At 69.6% G+C, this 13911-nt stretch carries 14 protein-coding genes; 11 read left to right on the top strand and 3 right to left on the bottom strand.

Features of this window, described 5'->3' with window-relative positions:
* Positions 1-14 precede the first annotated feature (14 nt).
* From V6U90_RS08900 to polA, 11 genes are all read left to right on the top strand, one after another.
* Entirely contained in the window at positions 15-638 is a 624-nt protein-coding gene (locus V6U90_RS08900) for an ANTAR domain-containing response regulator (RefSeq protein ID WP_334433182.1), read from the top strand.
* 82 nt (positions 639-720) lie between these two features.
* Complete coding sequence (locus V6U90_RS08905; protein WP_334433185.1) at positions 721-1899, top strand: hypothetical protein; 1179 nt, start codon at positions 721-723, stop codon at positions 1897-1899.
* Between the two features lie 253 nt (positions 1900-2152).
* Positions 2153-3316: a branched-chain amino acid ABC transporter substrate-binding protein gene (locus tag V6U90_RS08910; protein ID WP_334433188.1), complete on the top strand. Its 1164-nt coding sequence runs from the start codon at positions 2153-2155 to the stop codon at positions 3314-3316.
* 107 nt (positions 3317-3423) lie between these two features.
* Complete coding sequence (locus tag V6U90_RS08915; RefSeq protein ID WP_334433191.1) at positions 3424-4374, top strand: branched-chain amino acid ABC transporter permease; 951 nt, start codon at positions 3424-3426, stop codon at positions 4372-4374.
* Positions 4371-5480: a branched-chain amino acid ABC transporter permease gene (locus tag V6U90_RS08920; protein WP_334433194.1), complete on the top strand. Its 1110-nt coding sequence runs from the start codon at positions 4371-4373 to the stop codon at positions 5478-5480. Before V6U90_RS08915 ends, V6U90_RS08920 begins: the two co-directional genes overlap by 4 nt.
* Positions 5481-5535: 55 nt before the next feature.
* The gene (locus tag V6U90_RS08925; RefSeq protein ID WP_334433499.1) at positions 5536-6321 is read left to right on the top strand and encodes an ABC transporter ATP-binding protein; all 786 of its coding nucleotides are present in this window, start codon (positions 5536-5538) and stop codon (positions 6319-6321) included.
* Positions 6311-7021: an ABC transporter ATP-binding protein gene (locus V6U90_RS08930; RefSeq protein WP_334433197.1), complete on the top strand. Its 711-nt coding sequence runs from the start codon at positions 6311-6313 to the stop codon at positions 7019-7021. The genes V6U90_RS08925 and V6U90_RS08930 overlap by 11 nt, the downstream gene beginning before the upstream one ends.
* Positions 7022-7053: 32 nt before the next feature.
* A complete protein-coding gene (locus V6U90_RS08935; protein ID WP_334433200.1) occupies positions 7054-7959 on the top strand; it encodes an ABC transporter substrate-binding protein in 906 nt (301 codons plus the stop codon).
* Positions 7960-7961: 2 nt separating this feature from the next.
* A complete protein-coding gene (locus tag V6U90_RS08940) occupies positions 7962-8939 on the top strand; it encodes an amino acid ABC transporter permease (RefSeq protein ID WP_334433203.1) in 978 nt (325 codons plus the stop codon).
* Between the two features lie 32 nt (positions 8940-8971).
* Positions 8972-9724, top strand: a complete 753-nt coding sequence (locus tag V6U90_RS08945) for an amino acid ABC transporter ATP-binding protein (protein ID WP_334433501.1) — start codon at positions 8972-8974, stop codon at positions 9722-9724.
* 88 nt (positions 9725-9812) lie between these two features.
* Positions 9813-12503: a DNA polymerase I gene (gene polA / locus V6U90_RS08950; protein WP_334433205.1), complete on the top strand. Its 2691-nt coding sequence runs from the start codon at positions 9813-9815 to the stop codon at positions 12501-12503.
* 68 nt (positions 12504-12571) lie between these two features.
* Here the strand turns inward: polA and V6U90_RS08955 are convergent, their stop codons facing one another.
* The 3 genes from V6U90_RS08955 to V6U90_RS08965 form a co-directional block, all read right to left on the bottom strand.
* Positions 12572-12940 carry a DUF3140 domain-containing protein gene (locus V6U90_RS08955; protein ID WP_334433208.1) on the bottom strand — a complete coding sequence of 123 codons (369 nt, stop codon included), beginning with the start codon at positions 12938-12940 and terminating at the stop codon, positions 12572-12574.
* Entirely contained in the window at positions 12927-13148 is a 222-nt protein-coding gene (locus V6U90_RS08960; RefSeq protein WP_334433210.1) for a DUF2945 domain-containing protein, read from the bottom strand. The genes V6U90_RS08955 and V6U90_RS08960 overlap by 14 nt, the downstream gene beginning before the upstream one ends.
* A gap of 80 nt (positions 13149-13228) precedes the next feature.
* Complete coding sequence (locus tag V6U90_RS08965) at positions 13229-13852, bottom strand: Uma2 family endonuclease (RefSeq protein ID WP_334433212.1); 624 nt, start codon at positions 13850-13852, stop codon at positions 13229-13231.
* Positions 13853-13911 lie beyond the last annotated feature (59 nt).

Raw genomic sequence — 13911 nt, forward strand, 5'->3', positions numbered from 1 at the left:
TGGGGGTAGGGCTCGTGGCCGAGACGCAGACGGATGCCGCGCGTAGACGGGTACTGATCGCCGAGGACGAGGCGCTGATCCGGCTGGACCTGGCCGAGATGCTCACCGAAGAGGGCTACGAGGTGGTAGGTGAGGCCGCCGACGGCGAAACCGCGGTCCGGCTCGCCGAGGACCTGAAGCCGGACCTGGTCATCCTCGACATCAAGATGCCGATCATGGACGGCCTGGCTGCCGCCGAGCGGATCGCCGGTGCCCGGATCGCGCCGGTGATCATCCTCACCGCGTTCAGTCAGCGGGACCTGGTGGAGCGGGCCCGGGCGGCCGGTGCGATGGCCTTCCTGGTGAAGCCGTTCCAGAAGAGCGACCTGGTGCCGGCGATCGAGATCGCGCTGTCCCGCTACTCGGAGCTGAGCGCGCTGGAGGCCGAGGTCGCCGGGCTGACCGACCGGCTGGAGATCCGCAAGGCGGTGGAGCGGGCCAAGGGCGCGCTGATGACCACGTACGGCATGACCGAGCCGCAGGCCTTCAAGTGGATCCAGCGCACCGCGATGGACCACCGGATGACCATGAAGGAGGTCGCCGACCGGATCCTGGCCGAGACCTCGGGCGGCGAGGCGGCGCAGCAGCCGGCGTCCTGAGCGCGGGCCGGCCCCGCCGCCGGTGGCGGGCCCGGCATGTCGGGATGGTCCCTGACCCGTCCTGATCTATAGGATCAGGTCTATGCTTCCACGGCCTGTGCTGGTGGTCATCGGCGTCGTCGTCGTACTGCTGGGGAGCGTGGCGTGCCGGGCGGAGTCCGGCGGCCCGCCACCACCGCGACCGGTCGAGGTGCCCTGGCAGTCGGCGGTGCTGCCGGCGCCGCCGGGTCCGGCCGGTCGGCTGCTGGTACGGGACGTGGTCGCCTGCGCCGGCCGGTGGTACGTGGTCGGCGGCTCGGACGCCGGTGCCGACCAGACCCGACCGGCTGCCTGGACGAGCCCGGACGGCGTCACCTGGACGTCGGTTCCGGTGGCTCCGGTGACCTACTACGGCGAGCAGAACGTGCTCTACGCCGCCGGTTGCCGGGACGACCGGCTGGCGGTGCTCGGCGCGAAGAACGGTGGGGCGCACGGTAACCCCCGCACCAGTAACTGGCATCTGGCCGGCGGGCGGCTGGTGGAAATGGCCGCCCCGTTCGAGTTGTACGGCGGCCCGAACGCGGTGAACGTGGCCCGGGTGGCGGGTGGCACGGCCGGGTGGCTGATCGTGGGTGCCCGACGGGACGGTGCCGCCGCCTGGGTGTCGACGGACGGTGTCCGGTTCGAGTTGATCGAGGGCGCGCCGGAGTTGGCCGGGGACGCCCGGGGACGGACGACGGCGTACGACGTGGTGGCCACCCCCGCAGGCTGGCTGGCGGTCGGCGGGCTGCTGGTGCCGGGGCGTACCACCTTGTCGCCGTTGGTCTGGACCTCGGCGGACGGTCGGGCCTGGCAGCGGGTGCCGGTGGCCGGCGCGGACGAGCCGGGGCAGCCCCGGCGGGTGACCATGGTGGGGACGACGCCGGTGGCGGTCGGTCCGGCCGGTACGGGTTTCGCGGCCTGGCGGCCGGACGGTGCGGGTTGGCGGGTGGCGGCCCGGTTCGGTAGCGCGTCGGGGACAGTGGTGCCGACGGTGAGTGGACTGGCGGCCGGTGACGGCCGGTTGGTCGCGGTGACGGTCGACGGTGCGGGCCACTCGTTTTGGGTCTCCGGGGACACCGGTGGGTCCTGGCGCCCAATGACGGGTCCGGGTGCATCGGTGCCGGCCGGGGGTGACAAGGCGGTCGCGGTGGCGGTTTCCGCGGGTCGTCTGGTGGTCGTCGTCGATGACGGCGGGCGGTCCGGTGTCTGGTGGGCGGTGTTGCCGGCGGAGTCCGGTTGAGCGCCGCGGGGCTCGTTGGAATGGTGTTCCGGGGGCCCATAGAGGTGGCTGGGACTGTGGTTCTTACAGCAGATGTTTCCAAGCCACTGCGGCGTGTAACGGTTCGGTCAACCCACTCTTCCGGGTCTTCCTCACCCCCCGTGATTGGGATAACGTCCGGCCCCAGACCGGCGACGACGGTCTGGTTCGCCCGCCCCGCAATGGCCAATTGGCAGCGGGTGGTTCGGACCATTGGACGGAGGAGGGTTCGGCCTTGAGGCAGAAGCTCGCACGCGTGTTCGGTGGCGTGGCCATGATGGCGCTCGTCGCCGGTGGGGCCACCGCGTGCTCCAGCGGTGACGGCGGCGATGCGTCCGGTGGCGACGCCTGTGGCAACAAGATCGCGTTCTTCGGCGCGCTGACCGGCAGCTCGGCCGCGCTGGGTATCAACGAGAACAACGGCGTCAAGCTGGCGGTCGACAAGTACAACAAGGAGAACGCCGACTGCAAGGTCGAGCTGGTCCCGCTGGACTCGCAGGGCAGCCCGGACCAGGCGCCTGGTCTGGCCCAGAAGGCCATCGACGACACCAAGATCCTCGGCATCGTCGGCCCGGCCTACTCGGGTGAGTCGGAGGCGGCCGGCCCGCTGTTCAACGAAGCCGGCCTGGTCACCATCACCCCCTCCGCAACCCGTCCGAGCCTCGCCGAGCAGGGTTGGAAGACCTTCTTCCGGGCGGTCGGCAACGACTTCAGCCAGGGCCCGGCGGCCGGTAACTACATCAAGAACGTGCTGAAGGCCGAGAAGGTCTACGTCATCGACGACCAGTCCGCGTACGGCGCGGGTCTGGCCGACGAGGTCAAGAAGGTTCTCGGTGCCGCGGTCGTTGGCTCGGACAAGGTCCAGGGCGAGGGCAAGCAGACCGAGTTCTCCGCCGTGGTGACCAAGGTCAAGGCCTCCGGCGCCCAGGCGGTCTTCTACGGTGGTTACTACCAGGAGGCCGGTCTGATCCGTAAGCAGCTCACCGCTGCCGGGGTCACCGCGCCGCTGGTCGCCGGTGACGGTGTCAACGACGCCGCGTACATCACCTCCGCTGGTGCGGCGGCTGCCGAGGGCACCATCCTGACCTGCCCGTGCGCGCCGGCTGCTGAGGCGCGGGGCACCTTCGTCCAGGAGTACAAGGCGCTCAACGGCACCGACCCGGGTACCTACAGCGACACCGCCTACGACGCGGCGAACATCCTGCTCGCCGGGATCAAGGCCGGCAAGACCACCCGTCCGGCGCTGCTGGAGTTCGTGAAGGGCTACAGCGGCGAGGGTGTCGCGGCGTCCTACAAGTTCGTCCAGGGCGGCGAGCTCGACCCGGCGCAGGTCAAGGTCTGGGCGTTCAAGGTCCAGGGCGGCAAGGTCGTTCCGGACCAGGAGGTCCCGAAGTCCTGACGGCTGCTGCTGCTACAGCGGTTCAGATGTGATCGCGGGTGCGGCCGGGAAGCTCGCGCTCCCGGCTGCACCCGATTTGTTTCCAGACCTGATGGAGTATCCCTCCCTTGGACTTCGACGGACTGTTCTCCAATTTCGGGGAACTCACCACGACCGGCCTGACGCAGGGCGCCATCTACGCCCTGGTCGCGCTTGGCTACACGCTGGTCTACGGCGTGCTGAGACTCATCAACTTCGCCCACTCCGAGGTCTTCATCGCCGGTGCCTTCGCCGCGTTGTGGACGTGGAACGGATTTGGCCTCGACCAGAATTCGCAGGTCGCCGGGATCGGTTCGATCCTGTTCTACCTGCTGGTGGCGATGCTCGTCGCCGCCATCGCGTCGGCGGGTACCGCCACGGTGATCGAACGGGTGGCCTACCGGCCGCTGCGTAAGCGCAATGCCCCGCCGCTGGCGTTCCTGATCACGGCGATCGGTGCCTCGATCGTCATCTCCGAGGCGTTCGGTATCTGGACCCGCCGGCTGCCGCAGGGTGCGCCGAGCCTGGTCAGCACCAAGCCGTTGTTCAGTATCTTCGGGGTACCGATCGACTCGGTGCAGTTGCTCACCATCGGCGCCGCGCTGGTGATGATGATCGCGTTGGACGTCTTCATCAACCGCAGCCGGGTCGGCCGGGGCATCCGGGCGGTGGCCCAGGACGCCAACACCGCCGCGCTGATGGGTGTGAACAAGGACCGCATCATCCTGATGGTCTTCATCGCCGGTGGGGCGATGGCCGGGGTGGCGGGTCTGCTCTACGACGTGCGGATCGGCACGTTGACCTACAGCGTCGGTTTTCTGCTCGGGTTGAAGGCGTTCACCGCTGCGGTGCTCGGCGGTATCGGCAACCTGCGGGGCGCCTTGGTGGGTGGCCTGCTGCTGGGTGTGGTGGAGAACTACGCCTCGGGTCTGTTCGGCAGCCAGTGGAAGGACGCGGCGGCGTTCGCGGTCCTGGTGGTGCTGCTGATGTTCCGTCCCACCGGTCTGCTCGGCGAGTCACTGGGGAGGGCGCGGGCATGACGAGCATCGTGGACAAGGTACGCGACAGCCGGCAGGCGGCCGGCGAACGTTGGCGGGGTGCGCCGCGTTGGGTGCGCTGGGCCACGCTGGCGGCGGTGATCGCGTTCTTCTACGCCCTGCCCAACCCGGGCTTCTACCAGTACCTGGGTCCGATCCCGACCACGGGTTCGAACTTCACGCAGGTGCTCTTCACCGTCTCGATCTACGTCCTGCTGGCGGTGGGGCTGAACATCGTGGTCGGGTTCGCCGGTCTGCTGGACCTGGGCTACTTCGGGTTCTTCGCGGTCGGTGCGTACACGGTGGCGGTGCTGACCTCGCCGAGTAGTGACCTGAAGACGCTCTGGCCGTGGCTGCTGGTGGTGCCGGTGGCGATCGGTCTGACCATGGTCTCCGGGGTGATGCTCGGTACGCCCACCCTGCGGTTGCGGGGTGACTACCTGGCGATCGTGACGTTGGGTTTCGCGGAGATGATCCGGATCGCCGCGGTCAGTTCGGAGTTCCTGAAGGGGCAGCGGGGCTTCAATCAGATCCCGCACCCGCCGGGTAAGTACGCCGACGGCCGTCCTTTCTTCGGGGTGCTCGACGCCCGGCCGTACTACTGGCTGGTGCTGACGCTGATCATCCTGGTGGTGCTCGGGGTGCGGAACCTGACCAACAGCCGGGTGGGCCGGGCCTGGGTGTCGATCCGGGAGGACGAGGACGCCGCGCAGCTGATGGGCGTGCCGACGTTCAAGTTCAAGCTGTGGGCGTTCGCGGCGGGTGCGGCGATCGCCGGTCTGGCCGGTGCGCTCTTCGCCGGTAAGCAGAACTTCGTCAACTCGCAGAACTTCGAACTGCTCAACTCGATCATCATCCTGGCTGCGGTGATCTTCGGTGGTTCCGGCAACATCGTCGGGGCGATCGTCGGTGGCGGCCTGGTGGCGTACATGATCGAGCGGTTCCGGGGCATCGAGTTGCTCGGCGTCGAGCTGTACGAGTACCGCTTCCTCTTCTTCGGTCTGGTGCTCGTGCTGATGATGATCTTCCGGCCGGAGGGTCTGATCCCGAACCGGCGACGAGCGGCGGAGTTCAAGGACCGCCGCAAGGAGGTGACCGTCGGTGAGTGACACCGAGCAGAAGCCGACCGTACCGGCGCAGGCGTCGGCCCCGGCGGCGGAGAACCTGCCGGCGGGCCGGGAGCCGTTGCTGGAGGTGGACCACGTCACGCTGCGTTTCGGTGGTGTGGTCGCGCTGAACGACGTGGACTTCACCCTCTACAAGGGGGAGATCCTGGGTCTGATCGGACCGAACGGTGCCGGCAAGACCACCTGCTTCAACGCGATGACCGGGATCTACCAGCCCACCGAGGGTGAGATCCGGTTCCGGGGTCAGCGGATCACCGGCAAGAAGCGGCACCAGATCACCCAGATGGGCATGGCCCGGACCTTCCAGAACATCCGTCTCTTCCCGGAGATGACCGCGCTGGAGAACGTCCAGGTCGGCGCGGACGCGCACCACAAGACCAGCGTGATCTCGGCGCTGTTCCGGCTGCCCCGGCACTGGCGCGAGGAGCGCGACGGGATCGAGAAGGCCGAGCGTCTGCTGGAGTTCGTCGGGATCCGGCACCGGATGCACGAGACCGCGCGCAACCTCTCCTACGGTGAGCAGCGGCGGTTGGAGATCGCCCGGGCGTTGGCCACCGACCCGGTGCTGCTCTGCCTGGACGAGCCGGCCGCCGGCTTCAACCCGGCGGAGAAGGAGGAGCTGCTCCAGCTCATCCGGCAGGTCCGGGACCAGGGGGTGACCGTGCTGCTGATCGAGCACGACATGCGCCTGGTGATGGGGGTTACCGACCGGCTCGTGGTGCTGGAGTTCGGAAAGAAGATCGCCGAGGGGCTCCCCGCCGAGGTGCGGGAGGACCACCGCGTGATCGCGGCGTACCTGGGGGTACCGGACGATGCTGCTTGAGATCGACAATGTCAGCCTGCTCTACGGGCGGATCCAGGCGCTGCACGGCATCAGCCTGACCGTCGGTGAGGGGGAGATCGTCGCGCTGATCGGTGCCAACGGTGCCGGGAAGTCGACGACCATGCGGGCGATCTCCGGTATCCGGCCGATCGCCTCGGGCAGCATCCGGTTCAACGGTGAGGACATCTCCAAGCTCCGGGCCGACCTGCGGGTCCGCCGGGGGCTGTGCCAGGCGCCGGAGGGCCGGGGGATCTTCCCCGGTATGACGGTGCTGGAGAACCTGGACATGGGTGCCTACACCCGACGGGACCGTGCCGAGGTGGCCAAGGACCTGGCCCGGGTGCTGGAGCTGTTCCCCCGGCTGGCCGAGCGGCGCAAGCAGCCCGGCGGCACCCTCTCCGGCGGTGAGCAGCAGATGCTCGCCGTCGGGCGGGCGCTGATGAGCCGGCCGAAGCTGCTGCTGCTCGACGAGCCGTCGATGGGTCTGGCGCCGATGCTGATCCAGCAGATCTTCCAGATCATCACGGAGATCAACGAGCAGGGCACCACGGTCCTGCTGGTGGAGCAGAACGCCCAGCAGGCGCTGGCCCGGGCGCACCGCGCGTACGTGCTGGAGACCGGTCGGATCGTCAAGAGCGGGACCGGCGCGGAGCTGCTGCACGACCCGGCGGTCAAAGAGGCGTACCTCGGCGTGGCCTGACCGGATCCACCCCTGTTCTAAGGAGTCGTCACATGTTCATCAGCAACAGCAGCCGGCGGGCCGTGGTCGGTGCGGCCGGTGCCGCACTGCTCGCCCTCTCCCTCGCCGCGTGCGGCGAGAAGGAGAGCACCGAGCAGCCCGGGGCGGGCCCCTCGGCGACCGGCGCGGCCGACGCGGCGCTGGCCGCGAAGGTGCCGGACGCGATCAAGGCCGACGGTGTGATCAAGGTCGGCACGGACTCGACGTACGCGCCGGCCGAGTTCCTCGACGCCGACGGCAAGACGGTGGTCGGCTTCGACATCGACCTGTTCAACGCGGTCGCGGCGAAGCTCGGGCTGAAGGCGGAGTTCGAGTCGGCGCCGTTCGACGCGATCCTGCCGGGTGTCGACTCGGGCAAGTACGAGGTCGGCGTCTCGTCGTTCACCATCAACGAGGAGCGCAAGAAGAGCGTCAACATGGTCAGCTACTTCTCCGCCGGCACCCAGTGGGCGACGAAGTCGGGCAACCCGAACAAGGTCAGCCCGGACGACGCCTGCGGTAAGAAGATCGCGGTGCAGACCGGCACGGTGCAGTTCGACGACATCACCGCCCGGTCGAAGAAGTGCACCGACGCGGGCAAGCCGGCGATCACCATCGACCAGTACCAGGCGCAGAGCGACGCGACCGCTGCGGTGGTCAGCGGCAAGAACGACGCCATGCTGGCCGACTCGCCGGTCGGGGCGTACGCGGTGAAGCAGACCAACGGCCAGTTGGAACTGCTCGGTGACATCTACGAGTCGGCGCCGTACGGGTACGTGGTGAAGAAGGACCAGACGGCGTTCGCCGAGGCGGTCCGGGAGGCCGTGCAGGCCGTGATCACCGACGGCTCGTACAAGGCGGCGCTGAGCAAGTGGGGCGTCGAGGCCGGCGGCATCGACAACCCGGCGCTCAACCCGTAACCATGTCACTGGAGACACAATCGGAGCGGGCACGGCCGGAACCCATCAAGGCCGTGCCCGTCCGGCATCCCGGACGCTGGGTCGCCGTCGGGGTGATCGGCGTGCTGGTCGCCATGTTCGTCCACCTGCTGGTCACCAACCGGGCCTTCAACTGGTCGTTCATGGTCGACGAGATGTTCCGTCCGCCGATCATTGAAGGACTGCGCGGCACCATCGCGCTGACCCTGCTGGCCATGCTGATCGGCGTCGGGCTCGGCGTGGTCATCGCGGTCATGCGGTTGTCCGACAACCCGATCCTGCGCGGGGTTGCCTGGGCCTACACCTGGTTCTTCCGGGCGGTGCCCCGGCTGGTGCTGGCGATCCTCTTCGGCAACCTCGGCATCCTCTGGTCGCGGATCGAGGTCGGGCTGCCCTTCGACCGGCAGATCGGTGCGCTCTTCGGCATCCAGGACTTCGAGGCGCGGCTGTTCGGGTTCAGCGCCGTGGACATCCTGACCGGCTTCGTCGCCGGCCTGCTCGCCCTGGGGCTCTCCGAGGCGGCGTACATGGCCGAGATCGTCCGGGCCGGCATCCAGTCGGTCGACGAGGGGCAGACCGAAGCGGCCCAGGCGTTGGGCATGAAGCGCGGCCAGATCCTGCGCCGCATCGTGCTGCCGCAGGCCATGCGGGTGATCATCCCGCCGACCGGCAACGAGACCATCGCGATGCTCAAGGACACCTCGCTGGTGGCCTTCGTGCCGGTCTCCACCGAGCTGTTCTTCCAGCTCAAGGCGGTGGGCAACCGGACCTTCCAGGTCTTTCCGATGCTCGTCGCCGCCTGCCTGTGGTACCTGCTGCTGACCAGCGTGCTGCTGGTCGGGCAGTACTACCTGGAGCGGCACTTCTCCCGGGGGCACGGCCGGGCCGGGCAGGCCCGGGTGAAGCTGCGCGGGCTGGCCGCCGAGGCCGGCGGGACGACCGGAGAGGCGGTCCAGCGGTGACGGATACGGGTCCGGCGGGGGAGCAGGACGTGATGGTCCGGGCCGAGCAGGTGCACAAGTCCTTCGGGTCGCTGGAGGTACTCAAGGGCATCGACCTTCAGGTCCGCGCTGGCGAGGTCTGCTGCCTGCTGGGCCCCTCCGGCTCGGGTAAGTCGACCTTCCTGCGCTGCATCAACCACCTGGAGAAGATCAACGCCGGTCGGATCCGGGTGGACGGCGAGCTGATCGGCTACCGGGAGCGCGGCGGGAAACTGCACGAGCTGCGCGAGTCGGAGGTGGCCGCGCAGCGCCGCTCGATCGGCATGGTGTTCCAGCGGTTCAATCTCTTCCCGCACATGACCGCACTGGCCAACGTGATGGAGGCGCCACTGCGGGTACGCGGGGAGAAGAGGAGCGTCGTCCGGGAGCGGGCGGCGGCGCTGCTGGAGCGGGTCGGGCTGGGCGACCGGCTCGGCGCGTACCCGGGGCAGCTCTCCGGCGGTCAGCAGCAGCGGGTGGCGATCGCCCGGGCGTTGGCCATGCAGCCGAAGTTGATGCTCTTCGACGAGCCGACCAGCGCACTCGACCCGGAGTTGGTCGGTGAGGTCCTCGACGTGATGAAGGACCTGGCCCGCGACGGGATGACCATGATCGTGGTGACCCACGAGATCGGCTTCGCCCGCGAGGTCGGCGACTCGCTGGTCTTCATGGACGGGGGCGTGGTCGTCGAGTCCGGGGCACCCCGGGAGGTCATCGCCAACCCGCAGCACGACCGGACGAAGGCGTTCCTGGCCAAGGTGCTCTGACCGGACCGGCGGTGCGGCGGCGTGGGGCCGCACCGCCGGACGTGCCGGTGTCCGAAGCTGTCACAGCGGCCGGCTAGAGTCACCTGCTGTGACAGCTTCGACCCCCCGCCTGCTCCTTGTCGACGGCCACTCGCTGGCCTACCGGGCGTTCTTCGCCCTCCCGGTGGAGAACTTCTCCACCACGACCGGGCAGCCGACAAACGCGGTCTACGGCTTCACCTCGATGCTGATCAACGTGCTCCGCGACGAGCAGCCCACGCACATCGTGGTGGCGTTCGACGTCTCCCGCCGTTCCTTCCGCACCGAGAAGTACGCCGAGTACAAGGCCGGCCGGTCGGAGACCCCGGCCGACTTCGCCGGTCAGGTGAGCCTGGTCAAGGAGGTGCTCGCGGCGCTGCGTATCCCGGTGGTGGAGAAGGAGGGCTACGAAGCCGACGACGTGCTCGCCACCCTCGCCTGCCAGGGGCGTGACCAGGGCATGGACGTGCTGATCAGCACCGGCGACCGGGACGCCCTGCAACTCGTCGGCGACCGGGTCACCGTGCTCTACCCCCGCAAGGGCGTCTCCGACCTGGCCCGGATGGACCCGGCAGCGGTCACCGAGAAGTACGGCGTCCCGCCGGAGCGTTACCGTGACCTGGCCGCCCTGGTCGGGGAGACCAGCGACAACCTGCCCGGGGTGCCCGGGGTCGGGCCGAAGACCGCCGCCAAGTGGATCAACCTGTACGGCGGGGTGGAGGGTGTCATCGCCCGGGCCGACGAGATCAAGGGCAAGGCCGGGGAGAGCCTGCGCGAGCGGCTCGCCGACGTGATCCGCAACTACGACATCAACTGCCTGGTCTCCGACCTCGACCTGCCACTGCGACCTGAGGACGCCCGCTGGGCCGGCTGGGACCGGGAGGCGGTGCACCAGGTCTTCGACACCCTCCAGTTCCGGATCCTGCGGGACCGGCTCTACCAGTACCTCGACGCCGTCGAGCCGGAGGCCGAGGCCGGGTTCGACCTGGCCGGTGCGGTGCTCACCGAGCCCGGCGCGGTGGCCGCCTGGCTGGCCGGTCACACGCCGGCGGGTACCCCGGTCGGGGTCGCGGTCGCCGGCACCTTCGGCCGGGGCGGCGGCGCCCTTACCGGCCTGGCCCTGGCCACCGCCGCCGGGGCGGCGGCCTGGTTCGATCCGACGCGGCTCGACCCGGCCGACGACGCGGCCGTCGGGGCGTGGCTGGCCGCCGACGACCGGCCCAAGGTGCTGCACGACAGCAAGCCGGCGCTGCTGGCCTTCGCCGCGCACGGCTGGTCCCTGGCCGGGGTGGTGCGGGACACCGCGATCGCCGCCTACCTGGCCCGTCCCGACCAGCGTTCCTACGACCTGACCGACCTGGCCCTGCGCTACCTGCACCGGGAGCTTCGGGTCGACACCCCGGACAACGGCCAGCTCACCCTGGACGGGCTGGGCAACGACGGTGAGGCCGAGCAGAATCTGATGCTCCGCGCCCGGGCCACCCTGGACCTGGCCGACGCGATCGACGCCGAGCTGTCCCGCGACGGCGAGCAGTCCGCCAAGCTGATGGCCGGGGTGGAGTTGCCGCTGGTGCGGGTCCTCGCGGGCATGGAGCGGGTGGGCATCGCCGCCGACAACGACTACCTCTCCGAGCTGGAGGCGCACTTCGCCGCCGAGGTGAAGGCGGCGGCACAGGCGGCGTACGAGGTGGTCGGGCGGGAGTTCAACCTCGGCTCGCCCAAGCAGCTCCAGGAGATCCTCTTCACCGAGCTGGGCCTGCCCAAGACCAAGAAGATCAAGACCGGGTACACCACCGACGCCGACGCGTTGCAGTGGCTCCACGCGCAGAACCCGCACCCGGTCCTGGCGCACCTGCTGCGCCACCGGGACGTGGCCAAGCTCAAGTCGACCGTCGACGGCCTGCTCAAGTCGGTCGCCGACGACGGCCGGATCCACACCACCTTCAACCAGACGGTGGCGGCCACCGGGCGGCTCTCATCGACCGACCCCAACCTGCAGAACATCCCGATCCGTACCGAGGAGGGGCGGCGGATCCGCCGGGCGTTCGTGGTCGGCGACGGCTACGAGTGCCTGCTCACCGCCGACTACAGCCAGATCGAGATGCGGATCATGGCGCACCTGTCGTCGGACGACGCCCTGATCGAGGCGTTCAACTCGGGGGCCGACTTCCACGCCGCCACCGCCTCGTCGGTCTTCACCGTGCCGCTCGACGAGGTGACCGCCGACCAGCGCCGCAAGATCAAGGCGATGAACTACGGCCTGGCGTACGGACTGAGCGCATTCGGGCTCTCCCAGCAGCTCGGCATCAGCGCCGAGGAGGCGCGCGCATTGATGGAGGAGTACTTCTCCCGCTTCGGCGGGGTGCGCGACTACCTGCGCGAGGTGGTCGACCGGGCCCGGCAGGACGGTTACACCTCCACCATCCTGGGCCGCCGCCGTTACCTGCCCGACCTGGTCAGCGACAACCGGCAGCGTCGGGAGATGGCCGAGCGGATGGCGCTCAACGCCCCCATCCAGGGCTCGGCGGCGGACATCATCAAGCTGGCCATGCTGCACGTGGACACGGCGCTGCGCGACGCCGGGCTGCGCTCCCGGATGCTGCTCCAGGTCCACGACGAGCTGGTCTTCGAGGTCGCCCCGGATGAGCGGGCGGCGCTGGAGGCACTGGTCCGGCGGGAGATGGGTGGGGCGTACCCGCTGTCGGTGCCGCTGGAGGTCTCGGTCGGCGAGGGCCGCGACTGGCACAGCGCCGACCACTGACCCGTGCGCTGCCCGGCTGGCCGGGTGTGGCGGTGCGGGCCGCCCCGGCCTGCCCCGGCCCACCCGGGTCAGCGTTTCAGCGGGTCGTGCCCCCAGTTCATCAGCGACCAGCGCCACTTCGTGTCCCGCACGTCGCCGCTCGGGCGCTGGGCCATGTGCCGGCGCACGTACCCGACCACCTTGCGCATGTGCTTGTAGTCGGCCTCGGACAGTTCGTTGCGCTTGCGGCGCAGCAATCCGATGATCCTCCGGCCGGACTCGTGCCCGACCGACTCGCCGCCGCCGGTCCGGCCGCCCTTGTGCCAGCCGACCGTCTTGGACTCCTCGGTCTCCAGCCAGGACGACAGTTCACCGGGTTTCATGTTCACCGCGTCGGTGAACTCCCGGTAGGTGTCGCGGCCCTCGTCGCCCCGGCCGGCGCGGTCATCCCTGCTCATGGCGCAGCGCCTCCGGCTTGTGGGCGACATCCCGGCCCGAGTCGTCGTTGCGGATCCGGTACTGCGGGTGCTCCATCGACGCGTCGACGGGATGCCCGCGGACATGGGTCCGCTCGGTGAGTTTCTCCTTGACCACGCCGTGCGCGCGACCGCTGTGACTGGCCCAGGAGACCCGGTCGCCCGGGCGGAACGTCCGTTGCTCGGCCATGACCGCTGGCTACCCGGCCCCGGGGCGCCGAAACGGGCCCGGTATGCCGCCAACCCGGGTCGCGGCCACCGGGCCCCGGGTCAGGGGGTGATCTCTTCGATCGCCAGTTTGGTCTCGAACGGCTCGGTCAGCTCGATCAGTTCCGCACTGTCGGTGATCAGCTCGTACTGCCGGTCACCGCTCGGGCCGATCTGCTGGCCGAGCCGGTACGCGTACACGTGCACCGGGTCCAGCTCGATCCGCCAGTAGTACGGGATGCCGGCGGCGGCGTACTCGCCGGGCTTGGTGAACCGGTCGGTGCGCCGGGTCCCGGGCGAGACGATCTCCACGGCGAGCACCACGTCCCCGGGGGACAGGTAGGCGCGGTCCATCGCCACCCCGGCGCGGTGCAGCAGCACGTCCGGTTGCCGGCTGGAGTTGGCGGAGAGTGCGACCCCGACCGCCTGGGCGGCCCGCAGTCCGGCCGGTGCGTGCTGGACCAGCCAGCGGGTGAGGAGGAAGGAAACACTCTGGTGGCCCAGGGTGGGGGAGGGTGTCACCTGGATGACTCCGTCGACGAGTTCGACACGGGGGACGTCGTGTGGCAGATGCAGCAGGTCCTCGACCGTGTAGTCGGCCCGCTGCTGCCGTGCCGGGTCCGGTTGCCACAGCCCGGTGGACCTGGAACCAGAACCGAGAGACCTTGGGATCGGCTCAGCGCTCACCTGCGTCAGGGTACGCCCGCAACCGCCACCGCGCGGCGCACAACGGGTGCGACGGGCGG

This window comes from Micromonospora sp. CPCC 206060 (genome assembly GCF_036906895.1).
Taxonomy (GTDB): Bacteria; Actinomycetota; Actinomycetes; order Mycobacteriales; family Micromonosporaceae; genus Micromonospora.